We start from the raw sequence: 19,480 nt of genomic DNA, 5'->3' as shown, positions 1-19,480 counted from the left end.
GGATTACTCAGTGCTCTGCGCGTCGTGGTAGCTGCCCGCGGGTTACCAGCTCGGCAAACTGCCTGGCGTTCAGCGGCCGGGCAAACAGCCAGCCCTGGCCGTAATTGACCCCTTCACTGTTCAGCAGCACCGCCTGGTCTTCACACTCGATGCCTTCTGCTATCACCCGCAGGTGAAGGTCATGGGCCATGCGGATGATATGCGGAGCAACGCCACTGCTGGCGGCATCGTGGCCCAGCGCGTCGATGAACGCCTTGTCGATCTTCAGGCAGTCCACCGGGAGGGTCTGCAGGTAGGCCAGGCTGCAATAGCCTGTACCAAAGTCGTCGATGAGCACCTGATGCCCCGAAGCGCGCAGCGCTTGCAGGTTGTCACGGGCCACCACCACATCCACCAGGCCTCGCTCGGTGACCTCGAAGGCAATCTGGCTGGGCGCCACCCGATGCAAGGCCAGCAGGCGGGCCGCCACCCGGCCGATACGCGGCACCATCACATCGCAGGCGGCCAGGTTCACCGATATGTACAGTTTGGGGTGCGAGCGCAGCAACTGGCCCAGCTGTTCGAGCACGCGCTGCAGGACAAAGTCGGTGATCTGGCGAATCTGCCCGGTGTTTTCCGCCAGCGGGATGAACAAGTCCGGGCTGGTCAGGGTACCGTCCGGGCGCCGCCAGCGCACCAGCGCTTCGGCACCCACGCAGCGTCGGCTGTCGAGTTCGAAGATCGGCTGGTACAGCACCTGCAGCTCCCCGCGGCGCAAAGCATGCTGCAACTCCGAGCTCATCGACCGCCGCTGCAGGATCAATTGCAGCACCAGCCAACCAATGCAGCAAGCCGCCAACACACTGCCGGGGAACAGCAGCCAGAGCATGCCGTTCATCCTCAATGGCAGGCTGGCCCGCGGGGCAATCAGCACCAGTTGGTAATCCGGCGACTTGGTCGGCATGCGGTAGATCAGGCGGTCGCTGAGTTCAAGTAGCGACTTGTGGCTTGTCGACCAGGCCGAGGGCGGCGGCCACACTTGTGGCGGCCCCAGCACGGGGATGGCGCGGGCACCGTTATCCAGCACCACCACCAGGCTGCCGCCCGGAGGCAGATCGACCACATCGGTCAGGTGCCCGCGCGAGGTGGAGACCACGAACTGGCCACGGCCTAGCATGAGCGCAGCCAGGTTCTCGTTCGGTTCGGTGGTGGTGTTCAACCAGTAGCTGTAGGTCGGCCCCTGGATATCCGGTGCCCGCAAAGGTTCGAACGCCCGCTCATCACCACGGTTGGAGCAGGCGATATCACCATCCACGTAAGCCGCTTCATAAATGAACCGCGAACTCAGCCCCACCTGCTGCAACGCCGCCAGCATCGCTGGGCTGCAGCCACGCAAGGGCTGTGCCTGCAACAGGTCTACCCCTTCACGCAGCTGGCCAAACACTTGTTCGAGGCGGTCGAGAAAACGCTCACCCTGGGCGTTCATCTGTTCGCTCTCGCTTTGCTTCATCTGTTGCAGGGCAATACCGATGCTGGCAGAGAGCAACAGGGCCGCGCTGGCCAGCGCTGCCAACGTGGCCAGCATCCAGGGACGGTAAAAAATTTGGCGCAGCAAGGTGATGATGGCTGACATCAAAGGCATCCAGTTGATAACTAAGGTATAGCAACTGAATCGAGAATCACCCTCACCGTCTGGCACTTCGCTGCACGCCACACTGTTTTTTGTGGGAGCGGCTGCCCTATTAAAACCCAAAGGTTTGCGCGATCACTGTGCGGGCGTGTCGGAGCGCCGAACCGCCGCGAACACCGGCGTAGCCGGTGCCATGCCGCGCGTAGCATGCTTCGCGGGCATGCCCGCTCCCACAGGGTGATGCGCCAGCCTGAGGGATGCAAAACGGTTTCGCCGAGAGGGCTCAACGCATGCGGTTGAGCACCTGCAGCATCGCCGCCGTCTGCGCATCGGGCATGCCGTCGAAGCGCTGCGGGCGGAAGCGCATCTGGAACGCAGTGATCACATGGCGGGTGGCAACATCCAGCACCCCGGTCTGCTCGATTTGATAGCCAAACCGCGCCAGTTCCTGTTGGTACCAGCCAATGCTCGGCGGGTTGACGCTGAAGTAGGCCTGCTGCCGTGCCACGGCGTTGGCATCTGGCCAGATACCCAGCCCGGCATCGGCCAGGCGCTTCCACGGGAACAGCGGCCCCGGGTCCAGCTTGCGTGATGGAGCGATATCACTGTGACCAATGATGTGCCGCGGTTCGATGTTGTTGCGCTTTACGATGTCCTTGAGCAGCGCAATCAGTGACTGGACCTGCGCTTCGCTGTAAGGGTGCCAGACCCGGCCATTGGGTGTGTCGGTGAACCCAGGGTTGACGATCTCGATGCCAATGGACGAGGAGTTCAGCCAGGTGCGCCCCTGCCACTGGCTGTCGCCGGCATGCCAGGCACGGCGGTTTTCATCCACTAGCTGATACACCGTCGCAGGGCCGTCGCCGATCAGGTAATGGCTGCTGACCTCACCATGGGTGAGCAACGCGAGCGAGCGCTCCAGCGAAGCATTGGTGTAATGCAGGACAACGAACTGGATGCGGTTGTCCTGGTTGGCCGAGGGGTGGCTGCGGTCGATGCGCAGGCCCGTCGAGCAACCGGCGACAGATAACAGCAAAAAGGAAATCAGCGTTTTTTTCAGCGTGGAAAGCACGTCAGTGGCCTCAGCGAATGAGCGCTACAGTATAACGTGCTCCCCATGGCCGCGCTTGCCGCGAGTCAGCGGCTGCACATCAGCATGAACTCCAGCGCGTTGTCGCCGCTTGCGCCTGGCATGTCCAGCAACTGGGTCATCACGGTTACATGACTGGCGCGTGGAGCACCGATGACCTTCGCCTGGCCATGCAGCTGCCGATGATAGCTACTTGCATCGATGGGCGAAGCTACGCAGAAACGTGGGTTTCCTGGCATAGCGGAAGGCTTGAGCAAGATTTTGTACTGATTGAAGTAGTTGGGCTGTGCTTGTAGTTCAACGCTACTGATCCATTGAGGGGACTGTTGCAGTAGCGTGCCATCTGCGGCTACATGTGCTGTCAGCAAGGTTTCCTGGGCGTGGGCGCCGGCCTGGAAGGCGAGCCCGATCATGAGCGCCACGCAGCATGCTCGAATTTTCATGTTTCGGTTCCTTGTGTGGATCGACGTTGGCCAGCCACTTGCCAGCCAGGCCTGCCAGTGTCGATCCACGCACGACCCAGGGCGCGGTAACTATCTACCCCTGCTCGACGCGGTTGCGCCCCTGCTCCTTGGCCCGGTACAGCGCCGCATCAGCGCGCTTGAGCACCTGGTCGCCGCGCTCGCCGGAGCGGAACGCACCCAGGCCGATGGAGGTGGTGATCACCACCCGCTCGCCCTTGAAGTGGAACGGGCAGGCTTCCACCGTGGCCCGCATTGTTTCCGCCATTTGAGCAGCGGCGGCCGGTGATGTCTGTGGCAGCAGCAGGACGAATTCCTCGCCACCGAAGCGGGCGATGAAGTCACGGCCCCGCAGGCGCTTGCGCAGTTGGTCGGCGACGATCTTCAACACCTTGTCCCCGGCCAGATGCCCATAACTGTCGTTGATGCGCTTGAAATGATCCAGGTCGAGGATCGCCATGGCCAGATGGCCGCCATTCTCCTGCCATTCGATTATTTCGCGCTCGACCCGCTCGCTCCAGGCCGCGCGGTTGGGCAGACCGGTCAGGGGGTCGAGCAGGGCTTTCTGGCGTTGCTCTTCCAGGTGCTCGCGGTAACCGAGCGCTTCGTGCTCCATGTTCGCCACCCGTTCCGACAGCCCTTGCAGGCGCCCCGCCAGCTCTTGCTCGCGGCGGTCCCGCTCGTGCTTGTGCTCGTCCATGGTGACCAGCAGGCCTTCCAGGCGGTTTTCCAGGATGTGCTTGAGGCTATCGACGTCGGCAGCGCCCTGCACACTGCTTTGCAACCCATCGACATGCTCGCGCAACTGGGTGTCCAGCTCGCGAGCGGCGGAGCTGTTGTCGGCATGGCCGGCGCTGGCTTCGTGCAGGTGGCTCTGGAAGCCTTCGAGGCGCTCATTGAGTTGCTGCAGGTAGGTTTCGAACTCGTGCTGGCCACTGTCGGTGATCGCCAGCATGAGCACGGCGAGGTCATCCAGCACCGGGATCAGCTCGTACCAGTTCAGGCCCCGGGCAACGCGCTCGCGCATCTCCAGCGCCTGGGCCTTGTGCCGCTCGGGCAGGCTCAGGTCATCGAGCAGGCCGATCAGGGTCTTCTCGATGTGCGCAGCAACCTGGCTGTAGGGCGGCTCTACGGCGTAGGGCAGGGCATAGGGGCCGTCTTCGCCAAAGGTTTCTTCAAGCGGTTGTGCCGGTTGTACTTCTGCCAAGGGTTCGCTGACGGCCGCTTCCGGCTCGGGCGCTTCTTCCTGTGGCAGTGGCTGGGCGGCCGGGGCGTCAATTGTTTCGATCAACGCCGGGCCGGATACCTCCAGCCTAGGTTCGGGCGTTACGGTCGCTTCGGCGCTAGAGGCTGAAAGCGGTTGCAGCGCATCCACATCGTCTGGCTGGGGGGCTTCGATACTGTGCTTTGCAGCCGGGGGCGCCTCAGCAGCAGGCACCGCTGCCGGCGCGGGCTCGCCTTGTGGCTCATCCTCGCGGCTACCAAACAGGCGTTGCAAAAAGCCGGGCCGGGTTTCGTCCCCCGGTTTGCCGAGGGCCGACAGTGCAAGGCCCTGCAAGCCGCTCAGCTCGCCCAGCAGCGGCGGCAGGTCGCGGGACTGGGCAACGCCACCATCAAGTTTTTTTGCGAGCTTTTTCAATGGCCGCGAGATATCGCTGGGCAGCGGCAAGCCTTGCAGTTGGCCGACCAGCGCGGTCAGCGCATCGCTGACCTGGTTCATGCGGGTTTCCCGGCGCTGTTCGGAGTCCAGCACCGCTTTCTCAAGGCGCGGAATCAACCCGGCGAGGCCGGCGTCCATGTTGTCACTGCGGATAACCTCGCGCATTTCCTTCATGCACGCGTCCACCACCTTGTCACTGCCTTCGGCAGCCAGGGTGCTGCGCACCAGGCCGCGACGCAGCAGGTCGAGACGGGCGTCCCAACGGCGCTCGAGCTTTTCTTGCTGCTCGATGCTTTTAAGGTATTTTTCTTTCCAGCGCTCAGCGTCTTCAGTCATGCCCGGGTCCGCAAACGGTGATGGCAATTAGCTCAAGACCGGCAGCGTATCCACAGTCAATGCATCAGGCAATCGAATCTCGACCGCGACGGGAAGGTGGTCGGAAATTGGCCGCGCCAACACCTCTACACGCTCAAGCGTGAGGCTTGGGCTGAGCAGGATATGGTCCAGGCAACGCTGGGGGCGCCAGCTGGGGAAAGTCGCCTCGACTTGCGGGGCGATCAGGCCCAGGTCGCGCAGCGGCGAGTGCTCCAGCAGATCGGTGGCATGGGTGTTCATGTCGCCCATCAGCACCTGGTGACGGTAACCGCCAATCAGCTCGCGGATGTAGCCCAGTTGCAGGGCACGGGTCTTGGCGCCAAGCGCCAGGTGCATCATCACCACGATCAGCGCATCTTCGCCTTCGCCAAAACGCACCAGGATCGCCCCACGGCCGGCCGGGCCAGGCAACGGGTGGTCTTCGAGCGCTTGCGGCTTCAGGCGGCTGAGCACGCCATTGCTGTGCTGGGCGAAACGCCCGAGGTTGCGGTTGAGTTGCTGGTACCAGTAGGGGAAGGCCCCCAGATGAGCCAGGTGCTCGACCTGGTTTACATAGCCTGAGCGCAGGCTGCCACCGTCGGCTTCCTGCAAGGCCACCAGGTCGAAGTCGCCCAGCAAATCACCGATTTTCTGCAGGTTGCCGGCACGCCCGTTGTGCGGCAGCAAGTGCTGCCAGCTGCGGGTCAGGTAATGCCGGTAGCGCTCGGTGCTGATGCCGACCTGAATGTTGAAACTGAGCAGCCGCAGGCGACCATCCTCGGGCAAGCCGGAGGCCTGCAGGTGATGCTCGTTGACCTGCGGCTGGTGCAGGCCAATGCCACGCGTGGTTCTGAAGCGGGGCATGGGTTACGCCGCCTACTTGGCGGCGCGCTCCTTGGCGATCAGCTGGTCGGCGACGTTCAGTACGCCTTCCGGCCCGCCAGCGGTACCCAGGTCGAAGCGGTACTTGCCGTTGACGACCAAGCTCGGTACGCCGGTGATTTCGTACTTCTTCGCCAGTTCCTTGGCCTTCTGAACCTGGCCTTTGATGGCGAAGGAGTTGAAGGTGGCGAGGAACTTGTCCTTGTCGACGCCTTGAGTGGCGAGGAAGTCGGCCATGTCGTCCGGCTTGGTCAGCTGCTTGCGCTGGTTCTGGATAGCATCGAAGACTGCGGCGTGCACCTTTTGCTCGACGCCCATGGCTTCGAGGGTCAGGAACATCTGGCCGTGTGCGTCCCATGGGCCACCGAACATGGCAGGAACACGTTTGAAGTTGACGTCAGCCGGCAGCTTTTCAGCCCACGGGTTGATGGTCGGCTCGAAGTGGTAACAGTGTGGGCAGCCGTACCAGAACAGCTCGACCACTTCGATCTTGCCAGGCACGGAAACTGGAACAGGGTTGCTCAGCTCGAGGTATTCCTTGCCAGCAACAGGCTCGGCGGCCTGGACGGCAGTCATACCAAATACGCTGGCAGCCACCAGCGCGGCGCTGAGAATCAGTTTACGCATGCTTTACTCCTGAGCAGTCATAGGTCGCCACGACCCTACCTGCACTGAGACAGGCCGGGAAGGGATCGAGTTCTGTAGTGTAACGGCTGCGGACTGAAAAAAGGGCGGCCCGGCCGCCCTTTCATCATTGGCCTACAACATTAACTGAAGGTTAATGCAGGCCCTGGATGTAGCTGGCCAACGCCTCGATGTCGTGGTTGCTCAGCTTGCCGGCAATGGTGCGCATGGTCATGGCATCACCATCGTTGGTGCGGTTGCCTTCGCGGAAGTCCGTGAGCTGCTTGGTCACGTACTGCGAGTGCTGGCCGCTCAGGTGCGGGAAGCCGGCCAAAGCAATGCCTGCGCCGTTGGGGGAGTGGCAACCGGTGCAGGCAGGCATGCCTTTCTCCAGGTCGCCGCCATTGAACAGCGAACGGCCACGTTCGACCAGCTTGGGATCGGCGGCACCCACGCTGCCTTTCTGGCTGGAGAAGTAGGCGGCGATATCGGCCAGGTCCTGGTCGCTGAACGCGGTCAGCATGCCGGTCATCTCCAGCACGGTACGCTTGCCCGACTTGATATCGTGCAGTTGTTTTTCGAGGTAACGCTGGCCCTGGCCGGCCAGTTTCGGGAAGTTTGGTGCCAGGCTATTGCCGTCGGGGTTGTGGCAGGCGCCACACACGGCCGTCTTGGCCTGACCGGCGGCGGCATCGCCCTTGACAGTTTGCGCAGCAGTGGCCGCACCTGCGACACCCAGGGTCAACAGCAGACTCACGACTAGTTTGTTCATCAGCTAATCCAACACGGCTAAGGGTGAAATGTTATGTATCGGGACTGCCGCTCATCCAAAGGATGACCAAACGGTAGTCCTCGGCACTGCAGTCCATGCACAATCCACGCGGCGGCATAGCCTTGAAACCCTGGGTCACGTGCTTCACCAGTACATCCATGCCTTGCGCCAGCCTTGGCTCCCATGCTGCCCGGTCACCCTGTCTGGGCGCCTGTGGCAACTGCCCGGTGTGACAGGCCGCACACGTGCGGTTGTACAACACCTCGGGATCCTGTGTAGCCTGTGCGCTGAAAACCGGCAGGAACATACCGACAGCAAGCAGCCATTTCGCCATGCGGAACGACCTTCAGGGTTGGGGGCCGCGCTGCGTTCTGATGCGCGAGCTATTGTTCGACACCCCATGCCCGTTCCCCTTCGCTGGGAGAATGAGCACACAAAAACTGGGGCATTATATACTTCCGCCATCCAAACGGAAACGACACCGCTTGCCAGGCTCGGGCCTTCAGAGTCAGGCAACACCCACATCGGATATCCCATGCAAGTCAAGAACCCCATCCTCGGCCTCTGCCAGAAAGCCACATTCGCCCTCAGCGCTGCCAAGGTCGAACAATGCCCGGAAGACCAGGGTTACGAGGTGGCTTTTGCCGGCCGCTCCAACGCCGGCAAATCCAGCGCCCTCAACACCCTGACCCATGCCAGCCTGGCGCGTACCTCGAAAACCCCGGGGCGCACCCAGCTGTTGAATTTCTTCAGTCTGGACGATGAACGGCGTTTGGTCGACCTGCCGGGCTACGGTTATGCGAAAGTGCCGATCCCGCTCAAGCAGCACTGGCAGAAACACCTGGAAGCCTACCTGGGCAGCCGTGAGTGCCTGCGCGGCGTGATCCTGATGATGGACGTGCGCCACCCGATGACCGACTTCGACAAGATGATGCTCGACTGGGCCAAGGCCAGCCGCATGCCCATGCACATCCTGCTGACCAAGGCCGACAAGCTCACCCACGGCGCGGGCAAGAACACCTTGCTGAAAGTGCAGTCGGAAATCCGCAAGGGCTGGGGTGATGGCGTGACCATCCAGCTGTTCTCGGCACCCAAGCGCCTGGGCGTGGAAGACGCCTACCGCGTGCTGGCGGGCTGGATGGAGCTGGAAGACAAGCCTGCTGTTTGAGGGCCCTATCGCCCGCAAGCCAGCTCCCACAGGTTCAACACAGGCCTCAAGGGAAGTGATACCCCTGTGGGAGCTGGCTTGCCGGCGATGAGGCCGGTACGGTCGACCCAAATTCCGGGCAAAAAAAACCCCGGACTTCGTATGGGGAGGGGGAAGTTCGGGGTCCAAGTCCGGACCGCTAGGGCGGGGTCCAGATATCTGCCAACACTTAACACAACATAGGAGCATCGAAGGGCTTCACCAGCCATTCAGTTACTCTGAGTTCCGCTTCACCGGTTTAGTTCCAAAGCCCTGAAAACTATTTGCGATAGCTTCATGAAACTTCAGCACCAACGGCACTGAGCAGTGCCAGGATCCGCGTCACTACGTCGCAGATCCTACACAGCTTTCCCCGCTCAATCAGTGAGCTTCGTCCCAATTTGCGCCAATTCCTGCCTCCACCAGCAGCGGCACATCCAGTTGTGCGGCCTGACTCATGTGCTGGCGAATTTCATCTTTCACCTGCTGAACCAGGTCCTCACGCACCTCCAGTACCAGTTCGTCGTGAACCTGCAGGATCACCCGGGCATCCAGCCCGCTCTCGCTCAGCCAGTTATCCACATTGACCATGGCCCGCTTGATGATGTCGGCTGCGGTGCCCTGCATCGGCGCGTTGATCGCCGTACGCTCGGCGCCTTTGCGCAGGGCCGGGTTCTTGGCGTTGATGTCTGGCAGGTACAGGCGGCGGCCGAACAGGGTTTCGACAAAGCCTTGCTCGGCGGCCTGCGCACGGGTGCGCTCCATGTAGGCCAGCACGCCCGGGTAGCGGGCGAAGTAACGGTCGATGTAATCCTGCGACTGCTTGCGGTCGACCCCGATCTGCTTGGCCAGGCCAAAAGCGCTCATCCCGTAGATCAGGCCGAAGTTGATGGCTTTGGCCTTGCGGCGCTGGTCGGTGGTGACGTCTTCCAGGGCAACACCGAACACTTCCGCCGCCGTTGCCCGGTGCACGTCGAGGTCGTTGCGGAAGGCGTGCAGCAGGCCTTCGTCCTTGGCCAGGTGGGCCATGATGCGCAGCTCGATCTGCGAGTAGTCCGCCGCCAGCAGTTTGTAGCCCGGGCTGGCAATGAACGCCTGGCGGATACGCCGGCCTTCGGCGGTACGGATCGGGATGTTCTGCAGGTTCGGGTCGCTCGACGACAACCGGCCGGTGGCTGCCACTGCCTGCTGATAGGAGGTGTGGATTCGCCCGGTGCGCGGGTTGATCTGGCCCGGCAGCTTGTCGGTGTAGGTGCTCTTGAGCTTGCTCAGGCTGCGGTACTGCATCAGTACCTCAGGCAGTGGGTAGCCGAGCAAGGCCAGTTCATCGAGTACGGCTTCGGCGGTGGATGGCTGGCCCTTGGCGGTCTTGCTCAGCACCGGCATGCCCAGCTTGTCATAAAGGATCGAACCCAGCTGCTTGGGCGAGCCGAGGTTGAACTCTTCACCGGCCAGCTCGTAGGCCCGTAGTTCCAGCTCGGCCATCTTCACGCCCAGCTCACCGCTCTGTACGTGCAGCAGTGCGGCATCGACCAGCGCACCCTGGCGCTCGATCTTGGCCAGCACCGGCACCAGCGGCATTTCGATGTCCATCAGCACTGGCAGCACGCCCGGCGTCTGCGCCAGGCGCGCCTGTAGCGCCTGGTGCAAGCGCAGGGTGATGTCGGCGTCTTCGGCAGCGTAAGGGCCGGCCTTGTCCAGGTGGATCTGGTTGAAGGTGAGCTGCTTGGCGCCTTTGCCGGCGATATCCTCGAAGGCAATGGTGGTGTGGTCGAGGTACTTTTGCGCCAGGCTGTCCATGTCGTGACGGGTAGCGGTGGAATTCAGCACGTACGACTCGAGCATGGTGTCGTAGGCCACGCCGCGCATTTCGATGGCGGGCGAACCGTTGGCGAGGATATTGATGTCGTACTTGGCGTTCTGCCCGACCTTGGCCTTGGCCGGGTCTTCCAGCAGCGGTTTCAGTGCCAGCAATACAGCCTCGCGGTCCAACTGGGCCGGCGCACCTTCATAGTCGTGCGCCAACGGCACATAAGCCGCCTCATGGGGCGCGACAGCGAAAGACAGGCCAACCAGCTGCGCCTTCTGGGCATCCAGGCCGGTTGTTTCGGTATCAAAGGCAAACAGCGGCGCCTGGCGCAGCTTTTCCAGCCATGCGTCGAAACGGGCCTGGTCCAGAATGGTTTCGTACTGCGGCTCGACCTTGGCCGTCGGCTCTGCGACCGGCGCAACCTCAGTACCGGCCCTTGCCGCGTCGCGCTGCACCTCGGCAACCCAGCTCTTGAACTCCATCTCGGTGTACAGCGCCTGCAGCGTTTCGCGGTCAGGTTCGCCGCACACCAGCGCATCGACTTCAACGTCCAGCGGTACATCGACCTTGATGGTGGCCAGCTCGTAGGACAGGAATGCCGCGTCGCGGTGTTCCTCAAGCTTGGCCGGCAAGGTCTTGGCGCCACGGATGGCCAGTGTCGGGACCTTGTCCAGGTTCTCATACAAATCGCTGAGGCCGCCGCCGATACCGGTCAGCAGGCCCACGGCGGTTTTTTCGCCCACGCCCGGCACGCCGGGGATGTTGTCGACCTTGTCACCCATCAGGGCCAGGAAGTCGATGATATGTTCCGGGCCGACGCCAAATTTCTCGTGCACGCCAGCCACGTCCAGCACGCTACCGGTCATGGTGTTGACCAAGGTAATGTGCCCGTCCACCAGCTGAGCCATGTCCTTGTCACCGGTCGAGATGATCACCGGGCGGCCCTGGGCGGCGGCACTGCGCGCCAGGGTGCCGATCACGTCGTCGGCTTCGACACCCTCAACGCACAGCAGCGGGTAGCCAAGTGCCCTCACGCTGGCATGCAGCGGCTCGACCTGCACCCGCAGGTCGTCAGGCATGCTCGGGCGGTTGGCCTTGTACTCGGCAAACATGGCATCGCGGAAGGTGCCGCCCTTGGCGTCGAACACCACCGCGAAGAGGCTGTCGGGGTACTGTTTTCGCAGGCTCTTGAGCATGTTCAACACACCCTTCACCGCACCGGTCGGCATGCCCTTGGACGTGGTCAGCGGCGGCAGCGCGTGGAAGGCGCGGTACAGGTAGGAGGAACCGTCCACCAGGACGAGGGGGGCTTGGCTCATGAGCAGAATCAACCTTTTCGACGGGTCCGGCGCTAGAATAGCCAGAATCATTGACGACAAAGGGACTAGGTTATCATGCGTACACTCAATCGCCTGTTACTGCTCGGCCTGTTGGCAACCACGCCTGTCGTCACCCTGGCGGCGGACGACGCCCCCTCGGCCGATCCCGAGGTGACCATTCGCACGGAAGGCGACAAAACCATCCAGGAGTACCGCCAGAACGGCTTCCTGTATGCGATCAAGATCACGCCGAAAAACGGCAAGCCTTATTTTCTGGTACGCGCTGATGGCACTGATGCCAATTTCATTCGATCCGACCAGCCGGACATGCTGATTCCGTCCTGGAAGATCTTCGAGTGGTAATCTGACGCGCACCGTTCACATCAACCCGGCACTTCCCGGCGGAAGTGCCCGTATGGGCATTTTTTCATCATGTCAGTCTTCACCCCCGTGACCCGGCCTGAGCTGGAAACCTTTCTGGCGCCGTACGAGCTGGGCCGTCTGCTCGACTTCCAGGGCATTGCCGCCGGCACCGAGAACAGCAATTTCTTCGTCAGCCTCGAACAGGGGGAGTTCGTCCTGACGCTGATCGAGCGCGGGCCCAGCGAGGACATGCCGTTCTTCATCGAACTGCTCGACACCCTGCACGACGCCGACATGCCGGTGCCCTATGCCATTCGTGACCGCGACGGCAATGGCCTGCGCGAGTTGTGCGGCAAGCCGGCACTGCTGCAGCCACGGCTGTCGGGCAAGCACATCAAGGCGCCGAACAACCAGCACTGCGCCCAGGTCGGCGAGCTGCTGGCACACATTCACCTGGCCACCCGCGAGCACATCATCGAGCGCCGCACCGACCGTGGCCTGGACTGGATGCTGGCCTCGGGTGCCGAGTTGTTGCCGCGCCTGACTGCCGAACAGGCCGCACTGCTGCAGCCGGCGCTGGATGAAATCACCGCGCACAAGGCGCAGATTCTGGCGTTGCCACGGGCCAACCTGCATGCCGACCTGTTCCGCGACAACGTGATGTTCGAAGGCACCCACCTGACCGGTGTGATCGACTTCTACAACGCCTGTTCCGGGCCGATGCTGTACGACATCGCCATCACCGTGAACGACTGGTGCCTGGATGAGAAGGGCGCGGTGGATGTACCGCGTGCCCAGGCACTGCTGGCAGCCTATGCGGCGCTGCGGCCGTTCACTGCCGCCGAAGCCGAGCTGTGGCCGGAAATGTTGCGGGTAGGTTGCGTGCGCTTCTGGCTGTCGCGCCTGATCGCGGCCGAATCGTTTGCCGGGATGGATGTGATGATCCACGACCCGAGCGAGTTCGAAGTGCGCCTGGCGCAGCGCCAGAAGGTGGCCTTGCACCTGCCGTTCGCCCTCTAGACCCCGTCTGCTTCTTCGCGGGCACGCCCGCTCCCACAGGGATAACACAAACCTGAAAGTTATCGTTGTTCCTGTGGGAGCGGGCATGCCCGCGAAGAGGCCGGTGCAGGCTTACAGCTGTTCCAGGCACCCCGCCAGCTCACCACCCAGCTTCTCCAGCAAGCGCTCGTAACCCTTGCCATCCACCGGGTCGGTGCCACCCAGTGCATCCAGCTCAGCCAAACGCACCGGCAGCCCGGCAGTCAAGGTCTCGGCCAAACGCGGCCGCAGCGGCGGTTCGCTGAACACACAGGTCTTACCCACTTCCTGCAGGCGCTTGCGCATGGCCGCCACGTGCTGCGCCCCCGGCTGCACCTCGGACGCAACGCTGAACACGCCGGTATGCTTCAAGCCATATTCAGCCTCGAAATAATCGAACGCTTCGTGGAACACGAAGTACGGCTTGTCGGCAATACCAGCCACCCGCGCCTTGATACGTCCATCCAGCGCATCCAGCCGCTCATCGAAGGCCTTCAGGTTGCTCTGGTAGCGAGCCGCATTGGCCGGATCGACCTGCGCCAGGTCAGCCGCCATTTTAGCCGCAATTACCCGCGCATTAGCCGACGATAACCACAAGTGTGCGTCCAGGCTGCCTGGACGGTGGTCGTGGTCATGATCGTCGTGGTCTTCTTCCTCATGGGAATGGCTGTCCTCGCCAAAGTGGCGCAGCTTCATGCCCGCAAGCGACTGCACAGCCACCGTGGCCTTGCTGCGGCTTGCCAGCACCCGCGGCAGGAAGTTCTCCATGTCCGGGCCGATCCAGTACAGCAGGTCGGCATCACCCACCCGCCGCACATCGGACGGGCGCAAGGCATAGTGGTGCGGCGAAGCGCCTGGCGGCAGCAACACGTCAGGGCTGCCAACGCCATCCTGCACGGCAGCGGCAATCTGCTGCAGGGGCTTGATACTGGTGAGCACACGCACATCGGCCTGGGCAGAAAATGCGATGAAAGCGACAAACAGAGCTAGGAATCGGGACACGGTGGATACTCGAGTCGTCAGAAACAGGTAACATAATAACGTCTCCATCCAGAACCGTCGCTGCCCATGTCCATCACGCCGCTGGCCAACCGTCCTCACGATCATTCCCATTGCGTACATAGCGCACTGGCTGAAGCCGACGCCTTGTGCACCCGCCAGGGCCTGCGCCTGACCGCGCTGCGCCGCCGTGTGCTGGAGCTGGTGTGGCAAAGCCACAAGCCGCTGGGCGCCTACGACATCCTCGCCGTGCTCAGCGAGCAGGACGGCCGCCGCGCCGCGCCGCCCACGGTATACCGCGCGCTGGACTTCCTGCTGGAAAACGGCCTGGTGCACCGCATCGCCTCGCTCAACGCCTTCATCGGCTGCAGCCACCCCGAACACGTGCACCAAGGCCAGTTCTTGATTTGCCGGGCCTGCCATGTGGCCATCGAGCTGGAGCAGAGCAGCATCAGCGACGCCATCATCAACAGCGCCAAAGGCGTGGGCTTCACGGTCGAGACGCAGACCGTCGAAGTGGTCGGCCTGTGCGGCAGCTGCCGGAGCGCGGCATGAGCGATGCCCTGATCCGCCTGGAGCAGGTCGGCGTCACCTTTGGCGGCGAGGCGGTGCTCGACAGCATCGACCTGTCGGTCGCACCCGGCCAGATCGTCACCCTGATCGGCCCCAACGGGGCGGGCAAGACGACCTTGGTGCGCGCCGTACTCGGGCTGCTCAAACCACACCGCGGCAAGGTATGGCGCAAGCCGAAGCTGCGCATTGGCTACATGCCGCAAAAAATTCAGGTAGATGCCACGCTGCCGCTGTCGGTGCTGCGCTTCCTGCGCCTGGTGCCCGGCGTAGACCGCGCCGCAGCCTTGTCGGCGCTGCAGGAAGTTGGCGCCGAACAGGTCATCGACAGCCCGATCCAGACCATTTCCGGCGGCGAGATGCAACGCGTGCTGCTGGCCCGCGCCCTGCTGCGCGAACCCCAGTTGCTGGTGCTCGACGAGCCGGTGCAGGGCGTGGACGTGGTCGGCCAGACCGAGCTGTACAACCTCATCACCCGCCTGCGTGATCGCCATGGTTGCGGCGTGCTGATGGTTTCCCATGACCTGCACCTGGTGATGAGCGCCACCGACCAGGTGGTGTGCCTGAACCGTCACGTGTGCTGCTCGGGCCACCCCGAGCAGGTCAGCGGCGACCCGGCGTTCGTCGAACTGTTCGGCCAGACCGCACCTAGCCTGGCCATCTACCACCACCACCACGACCACAGCCACGACCTGCACGGCTCGGTGGTCGCCCCTGGCACCCATGTTCACGGAGAGCACTGCAAGCATGGCTGATTTTCTTCTCTACGCCTTGCTTGCCGGCTTGTCCCTGGCGCTGGTTGCCGGCCCGCTGGGTTCCTTCGTGGTATGGCGGCGAATGGCCTATTTTGGCGACACCCTGTCCCATGCCGCTTTGCTCGGTGTGGCCATGGGCTTTGCCCTGGACGTCAGCCCGGCACTGGCAGTGACCATTGGCTGCCTGCTACTGGCGATTTTGCTGGTGACCTTGCAGCAACGCCAACCGCTGGCCTCCGATACCTTGCTCGGCATCCTCGCCCCCAGCACCCTGTCGCTTGGCCTGGTGGTACTGAGCTTCATGCACGATGTGCGCATCGACCTGATGGCCTACCTGTTCGGTGACCTGCTGGCCATCAGCACCACCGACCTGGCCTGGATCCTCGGCGGCAGTGCGCTGGTGCTGGTGCTGCTTGCCGCGCTGTGGCGGCCGCTGCTGGCAGTCACCGTGCACGAAGAACTGGCCACGGTCGAAGGCCTGCCCGTTGCCGGCCTGCGCCTGGCACTGATGCTGCTGATTGCGGTGGTGATTGCGGTGGCCATGAAGATCGTCGGTGTGCTGCTGATCACCTCGCTGCTGATTATCCCCGCGGCTGCGGCGCAGCGTCACGCCCGCTCCCCCGAGCAGATGGCCGTGGGCGCCAGCCTGCTGGGCGTCACCGCGGTCTGCTGTGGCCTGGCCATGTCGTGGTTCAAGGATACCCCCGCCGGCCCGTCGATCGTGGTTTGCGCGGCGGTGCTATTCTTGCTGAGCCTGGCCCTGCCAAAACGCTGAACAGCAGGGCGTGTGAAGGCACGCCTTGCAACCTTTTGCCGGGTAAAGGGTCTGTAAGACCTGTTTTCGAGCGTGCGCACCTGGGTGTAGACTTGCTCGCTTTTTGCGCAAATAGAGAGTCGCAGGAATGAAGCCGTTCGCCTCCCGTTATCTGCTTGTTGCCGCGTTTTCCCTGCTCCTGGCTGCCTGTTCCAGCGCGCCGGTCGAACAGGCCCCCGCACCTGCCCAAGCCGATGCCTGGCAGCAGTTGCAACAAAACATCGCCAGCAACGAGCTGGCCACCGCCGAAGACCAGCTGGCAGCCCTGCAAGCGCAGTCGCCTGACGACGCGCGCCTGGAGCAATACCAGCGTCAGTTGGCCGAAGCCTACCTGCAACGCAGCCAGATCGTCCTGCAAAAGGGTGATGTGAATGCGGCCGCTACCGCCCTGGCCCGTGCCCGGGCACTGATGCCGCAAGCCCCGGCAGTGACCGGTGGCGATCCCCTGTCCCAGGCACGCAAGGCCGAGCTGGAGAAGGCAGAGGCTGCCTTGAAAGCCGCCGAAGCCAAGCCCACGGCACGCATCATCGACCCGACTGCGCCAAGCACGGTGGTTGCCTTGAAGACCACTGACAGCCGCGCCATGCGCCGCCAGCTCGATGACATTGCCGCCGATGTGGTGAGCTATGACTGCGAAGTGGTGTTCCAGGTGCCGCGCACCGACGATGCGCCGTGGCTGAAGACCTTGCTGGAGAAGCGCGTGCGCAAGATCGACAGTGGGTTCCAGCTGAAGCAGAAGCATCAGATTCAGCGCTCGCTGCCGGCGCAGGTGGTTCTGGTACCGCATCAGCGCTGAAAACACTGGCGGCGCTGCGCGCCCCTTTCGCGATACAAGGCCGCTTCTACCAGGGCATGCAATCTCCGGTAGGAGCGGCCTTGTGCCGCGATGGGGTGCGAAGCAGCCCTTTAGGCCGGTACAGCCTCCGCAGCAGCTTCACGCTCCCACACCCGGTGCCCCTCGACCGCTTTGACGAAAGCGTCCAGTGTCTTCTGGTCATCGCCCAGCAACAGCCCCTTGTCCTCCTTCAGGCCCAGCGCGTCCACCAGCACCTTGCCCTCCTTGGCAAAGCCTATCGCCTTCAGGTGCTTGTAGGCTTCGAGCAGGAAGTGCTTGGCCAGGCCACTCGCCCCCAGCGCATCCAGCGCGGCCTTGCCGGCCGGTACCAGCACCCCGTCGAACATGATCGAAGGCATGCCCTCCATCGAGGCATCCACTGGCAGTGCCTTTCCGTCGGCAGCCTTGACCGGTGCCGAGGTGGGCCCAAGCAGCATGATGCGCGCGCTGTGCGCCTCAAGCGCCTTGACCAACCGGTCGACACTGCCGGCATCCACGCCATCGGCCAGCAGCAAAGCTATTTTGCGCCCCTTGATGCCCACAACCCCCGGATGGTTCATCTGGCTCAATGCCGGAGACTGCGCAAGCTTGCTGCCTTTCACCTGAACGGTGCCCGCCTTGGGTGCCGGCAGCCCCAGGTTGGCGGCAACGGCGGCCGCCAGCTTGAGGTCGATGTTGGCCAGGATTTCGTTCACCTCACGGGCACGAATGGCCTCGCGCTCGACCTTGCCCAGCTCGAAGCTGTAGGCCTTGATGATGTGCTGTTGCTCTGTCGGGCTCATGCTCTGGAAGAACAACCGCGCTTGCGAGAAATGGTCGCCGAACGACTCGCTGCGCTGGCGAATCTTGTGCGCATCGATGCGCTCCTGGAAGCTCTCGAAGCCGCCATCCTGGGCAGCGGGTGGCGTTTCCTTCGGCCAGCCGCCGTCGATGGAATTCGGCTCATACGAGGCACGGCCCCTGTGCACGGTGTGCTGGTGCAAAGCATCGCGCTGGTTGTTGTGGTTGGGCGCCACAGGGCGGTTGATCGGGATCTGGTGGAAGTTCGGCCCGCCCAGCCGGCTCAGTTGCGTGTCGGTATAGGAGAACAGCCGGCCCTGCAGGAGTGGGTCATTGGTGAAGTCGATACCCGGCACGATATGGCCAGGGCAGAATGCAACCTGCTCGACCTCGGCGAAGAAGTTGTCCGGGTTGCGGTTCAGCACCATCTTGCCCAGCGGGGTGACGGGTACCAGTTCTTCGGGAATGATCTTGGTAGGGTCCAGCAGGTCGAAGTCGAACTTGTGTTCGTCAGCCTCAGGCACAATCTGCACGCCCAGTTCCCATTCCGGGTAGTCGCCGGTTTCAATGGCTTCCCACAGGTCACGGCGCTGGAAGTCGGTGTCCTTGCCCGCCAGTTTCTGGGCTTCGTCCCACAGCAGCGAATGCACGCCCTGGCTCGGCTTCCAGTGAAACTTGACGAAGCTGGCCACACCCTCGGCGTTGATCAGGCGGAAGGTGTGCACGCCAAAGCCTTCCATCATTCGCAGGCTGCGCGGGATGGCGCGGTCAGACATGGCCCACATGACCATGTGGGCCGATTCCGGCACCAGCGAGACAAAATCCCAGAAGGTGTCATGCGCCGAGCCGCCGGTAGGTATCTCGTTGTGTGGCTCCGGCTTTACCGCGTGGACAAAATCGGGAAACTTGATGGCATCCTGGATGAAAAACACCGGCATGTTGTTGCCGACCAGGTCGAAATTGCCTTCGTCGGTGTAAAACTTGACGGCAAAGCCCCGCACATCGCGCACCGTGTCGCCAGAACCGCGTGGGCCCTGCACCGTGGAAAAGCGCACGAAAACCGGGGTGATCTTTTCCGGGTCCTGCAGGAAGCCGGCCTTGGTCAGCTCCGCGTGGTTGCCATAGCTCTGGAAGAACCCGTGGGCCCCGGTACCGCGTGCGTGCACGATGCGCTCGGGGATCCGTTCATGGTCGAAGTGGGTGATCTTCTCGCGCATGATGAAGTCTTCAAGCAGCGAGGGCCCGCGGTCACCCGCCTTCAGGGTGTTCTGGTTGTCAGCGATGCGTACGCCTTGGTTGGTGCGCAGCGCATGCCCGGTCGCATCGCTGCGGTCGGCCTCCAGGCTTTGCAGCTTGGCATTGGTATTGGCCCGGTCAGGGGTCTGGGTGCCGGCGGCTTCGCTCTGCTTGGGCGCGTCCGTTTTCTTGCTGGGCATGATCGGCTCTCCTCATCAGTCTTAAGGCGTGCCCGTTCAGGGCTTGTCCAAGTAGTGACTGGAGGGCGTTGCCGAGCGTTCAATCTTGATTACCAGTTGTCGCGATATGCCCGAAGGATTGGT

At 62.9% G+C, this 19,480-nt stretch carries 17 protein-coding genes and 1 pseudogene; 7 read left to right on the top strand and 11 right to left on the bottom strand.

Translation table 11 applies throughout. The annotated features are described in order from the left end of the window. Positions 1 to 7: 7 nt before the first annotated feature. The 8 genes and pseudogenes from ACN6NG_RS00345 to ACN6NG_RS00310 form a co-directional block, all read right to left on the bottom strand. A complete protein-coding gene (locus ACN6NG_RS00345; protein WP_049273074.1) occupies positions 8 to 1,612 on the bottom strand; it encodes an EAL domain-containing protein in 1,605 nt (534 codons plus the stop codon). Positions 1,613 to 1,892: 280 nt separating this feature from the next. Further along, positions 1,893 to 2,681, bottom strand: coding sequence for an N-acetylmuramoyl-L-alanine amidase (locus tag ACN6NG_RS00340; RefSeq protein ID WP_016497424.1), 789 nt, complete (start codon positions 2,679 to 2,681; stop codon positions 1,893 to 1,895). 65 nt (positions 2,682 to 2,746) lie between these two features. After that, entirely contained in the window at positions 2,747 to 3,142 is a 396-nt protein-coding gene (locus tag ACN6NG_RS00335) for a hypothetical protein (protein ID WP_474312721.1), read from the bottom strand. Positions 3,143 to 3,236: 94 nt separating this feature from the next. Beyond that, a complete protein-coding gene (locus tag ACN6NG_RS00330) occupies positions 3,237 to 5,156 on the bottom strand; it encodes a GGDEF domain-containing protein (RefSeq protein WP_063424556.1) in 1,920 nt (639 codons plus the stop codon). A 27-nt stretch (positions 5,157 to 5,183) separates the two neighbouring features. Next, positions 5,184 to 6,016 (bottom strand): annotated as a pseudogene (locus tag ACN6NG_RS00325) (endonuclease/exonuclease/phosphatase family protein). Between the two features lie 34 nt (positions 6,017 to 6,050). Then, positions 6,051 to 6,683, bottom strand: coding sequence for a thiol:disulfide interchange protein DsbA (gene dsbA, locus ACN6NG_RS00320; protein WP_063424554.1), 633 nt, complete (start codon positions 6,681 to 6,683; stop codon positions 6,051 to 6,053). Positions 6,684 to 6,834: 151 nt separating this feature from the next. Further along, the gene (locus ACN6NG_RS00315) at positions 6,835 to 7,452 is read right to left on the bottom strand and encodes a c-type cytochrome (protein WP_016497420.1); all 618 of its coding nucleotides are present in this window, start codon (positions 7,450 to 7,452) and stop codon (positions 6,835 to 6,837) included. A gap of 31 nt (positions 7,453 to 7,483) precedes the next feature. Further along, entirely contained in the window at positions 7,484 to 7,786 is a 303-nt protein-coding gene (locus ACN6NG_RS00310; RefSeq protein WP_016484276.1) for a c-type cytochrome, read from the bottom strand. 201 nt (positions 7,787 to 7,987) lie between these two features. Between ACN6NG_RS00310 and yihA the strand changes: the two genes are divergently transcribed. Beyond that, a complete protein-coding gene (yihA, locus tag ACN6NG_RS00305) occupies positions 7,988 to 8,620 on the top strand; it encodes a ribosome biogenesis GTP-binding protein YihA/YsxC (protein ID WP_258654474.1) in 633 nt (210 codons plus the stop codon). A 399-nt stretch (positions 8,621 to 9,019) separates the two neighbouring features. Here yihA and polA read toward each other — a convergent pair whose 3' ends face one another. After that, positions 9,020 to 11,767, bottom strand: coding sequence for a DNA polymerase I (polA, locus tag ACN6NG_RS00300; protein ID WP_474312720.1), 2,748 nt, complete (start codon positions 11,765 to 11,767; stop codon positions 9,020 to 9,022). A 75-nt stretch (positions 11,768 to 11,842) separates the two neighbouring features. Between polA and ACN6NG_RS00295 the strand changes: the two genes are divergently transcribed. After that, positions 11,843 to 12,130: a DUF2782 domain-containing protein gene (locus tag ACN6NG_RS00295; RefSeq protein ID WP_003252997.1), complete on the top strand. Its 288-nt coding sequence runs from the start codon at positions 11,843 to 11,845 to the stop codon at positions 12,128 to 12,130. A gap of 69 nt (positions 12,131 to 12,199) precedes the next feature. Further along, positions 12,200 to 13,150 (top strand): homoserine kinase, encoded by a 951-nt coding sequence (locus ACN6NG_RS00290; protein ID WP_063424550.1) that lies wholly within the window; start codon positions 12,200 to 12,202, stop codon positions 13,148 to 13,150. Between the two features lie 111 nt (positions 13,151 to 13,261). Here ACN6NG_RS00290 and ACN6NG_RS00285 read toward each other — a convergent pair whose 3' ends face one another. Next, positions 13,262 to 14,218 carry a zinc ABC transporter substrate-binding protein gene (locus ACN6NG_RS00285; RefSeq protein ID WP_474312718.1) on the bottom strand — a complete coding sequence of 319 codons (957 nt, stop codon included), beginning with the start codon at positions 14,216 to 14,218 and terminating at the stop codon, positions 13,262 to 13,264. Between the two features lie 18 nt (positions 14,219 to 14,236). Between ACN6NG_RS00285 and zur the strand changes: the two genes are divergently transcribed. From zur to ACN6NG_RS00265, 4 genes are all read left to right on the top strand, one after another. Next, a complete protein-coding gene (zur, locus tag ACN6NG_RS00280; RefSeq protein WP_019472432.1) occupies positions 14,237 to 14,722 on the top strand; it encodes a zinc uptake transcriptional repressor Zur in 486 nt (161 codons plus the stop codon). Beyond that, positions 14,719 to 15,492, top strand: coding sequence for a zinc ABC transporter ATP-binding protein ZnuC (gene znuC, locus ACN6NG_RS00275; RefSeq protein ID WP_012269923.1), 774 nt, complete (start codon positions 14,719 to 14,721; stop codon positions 15,490 to 15,492). The genes zur and znuC overlap by 4 nt, the downstream gene beginning before the upstream one ends. Beyond that, positions 15,485 to 16,267, top strand: a complete 783-nt coding sequence (znuB, locus tag ACN6NG_RS00270) for a zinc ABC transporter permease subunit ZnuB (protein ID WP_016497414.1) — start codon at positions 15,485 to 15,487, stop codon at positions 16,265 to 16,267. Before znuC ends, znuB begins: the two co-directional genes overlap by 8 nt. Before the next feature lie 127 nt (positions 16,268 to 16,394). Beyond that, a complete protein-coding gene (locus ACN6NG_RS00265) occupies positions 16,395 to 17,102 on the top strand; it encodes a PA5502 family lipoprotein (RefSeq protein WP_403014131.1) in 708 nt (235 codons plus the stop codon). 110 nt (positions 17,103 to 17,212) lie between these two features. Here ACN6NG_RS00265 and katE read toward each other — a convergent pair whose 3' ends face one another. Then, positions 17,213 to 19,357, bottom strand: coding sequence for a catalase HPII (katE, locus tag ACN6NG_RS00260; RefSeq protein ID WP_474312717.1), 2,145 nt, complete (start codon positions 19,355 to 19,357; stop codon positions 17,213 to 17,215). Between the last annotated feature and the right edge of the window lie 123 nt (positions 19,358 to 19,480).

It is taken from the genome of Pseudomonas sp. TSO6 (assembly GCF_056098905.1).
The sequence above is the reverse complement of the archived record's forward strand: the minus strand, read 5'-3'. Positions and strand labels throughout refer to the sequence as shown.

Coding starts and splice junctions, on each gene's coding strand:
- ACN6NG_RS00345 (WP_049273074.1), bottom strand. CDS start 1,612: ATGTCAGCCATCATCACCTTGCTGCGCCAAATTTTTTACCGTCCCTGG.
- ACN6NG_RS00335 (WP_474312721.1), bottom strand. CDS start 3,142: ATGAAAATTCGAGCATGCTGCGTGGCGCTCATGATCGGGCTCGCCTTC.
- ACN6NG_RS00330 (WP_063424556.1), bottom strand. CDS start 5,156: ATGACTGAAGACGCTGAGCGCTGGAAAGAAAAATACCTTAAAAGCATC.
- dsbA (WP_063424554.1), bottom strand. CDS start 6,683: ATGCGTAAACTGATTCTCAGCGCCGCGCTGGTGGCTGCCAGCGTATTT.
- ACN6NG_RS00315 (WP_016497420.1), bottom strand. CDS start 7,452: ATGAACAAACTAGTCGTGAGTCTGCTGTTGACCCTGGGTGTCGCAGGT.
- ACN6NG_RS00310 (WP_016484276.1), bottom strand. CDS start 7,786: ATGGCGAAATGGCTGCTTGCTGTCGGTATGTTCCTGCCGGTTTTCAGC.
- yihA (WP_258654474.1), top strand. CDS start 7,988: ATGCAAGTCAAGAACCCCATCCTCGGCCTCTGCCAGAAAGCCACATTC.
- polA (WP_474312720.1), bottom strand. CDS start 11,767: ATGAGCCAAGCCCCCCTCGTCCTGGTGGACGGTTCCTCCTACCTGTAC.
- ACN6NG_RS00295 (WP_003252997.1), top strand. CDS start 11,843: ATGCGTACACTCAATCGCCTGTTACTGCTCGGCCTGTTGGCAACCACG.
- ACN6NG_RS00290 (WP_063424550.1), top strand. CDS start 12,200: ATGTCAGTCTTCACCCCCGTGACCCGGCCTGAGCTGGAAACCTTTCTG.
- ACN6NG_RS00285 (WP_474312718.1), bottom strand. CDS start 14,218: ATGGAGACGTTATTATGTTACCTGTTTCTGACGACTCGAGTATCCACC.
- zur (WP_019472432.1), top strand. CDS start 14,237: ATGTCCATCACGCCGCTGGCCAACCGTCCTCACGATCATTCCCATTGC.
- znuC (WP_012269923.1), top strand. CDS start 14,719: ATGAGCGATGCCCTGATCCGCCTGGAGCAGGTCGGCGTCACCTTTGGC.
- znuB (WP_016497414.1), top strand. CDS start 15,485: ATGGCTGATTTTCTTCTCTACGCCTTGCTTGCCGGCTTGTCCCTGGCG.
- ACN6NG_RS00265 (WP_403014131.1), top strand. CDS start 16,395: ATGAAGCCGTTCGCCTCCCGTTATCTGCTTGTTGCCGCGTTTTCCCTG.
- katE (WP_474312717.1), bottom strand. CDS start 19,357: ATGCCCAGCAAGAAAACGGACGCGCCCAAGCAGAGCGAAGCCGCCGGC.